Source organism: Vibrio sp. 10N.222.49.C9, assembly GCF_041474985.1.
Classification (GTDB): domain Bacteria; phylum Pseudomonadota; class Gammaproteobacteria; order Enterobacterales; family Vibrionaceae; genus Vibrio; species Vibrio crassostreae_C.
In genome coordinates this window covers 1-288 of record NZ_JBFRVD010001021.1, presented here as the reverse complement: position 1 = coordinate 288, position 288 = coordinate 1, and the positions used below count along the sequence as shown (strand labels likewise).

Annotated in this window: 1 pseudogene; it reads left to right on the top strand. The window is 43.4% G+C overall.

What is annotated here, in order from left to right:
* Nucleotides 1-288: pseudogene (locus AB4585_RS26710) on the top strand (hypothetical protein); the annotation flags it as partial.

The following is a 288-nucleotide window of genomic DNA, read 5'->3' as shown; positions in this document are numbered from 1 at the left end:
TGATTTATCTGAAGATTGGCGTGTATTCGGGGAAGTTGATTCTGAGGGGTATTGGGAAGCCGGTGTTGGTTACAATTTCATCATCGGCAACATTTACAATGAAGTGACTTTCTATGCTGCTGACGGTCTAGATAAGGCTAAGCCTTGGGTTGGATATTTCGCTGCGGGTTATCTTGCCAAAGATCTTGTCATGTATGGTTCAGTTGATGTGGGTTACGGTAAATTCGCACGATCTGCGAGTGGTGATCTGATTGATATTGATGTGACGAACAATCACTTCAACATGGA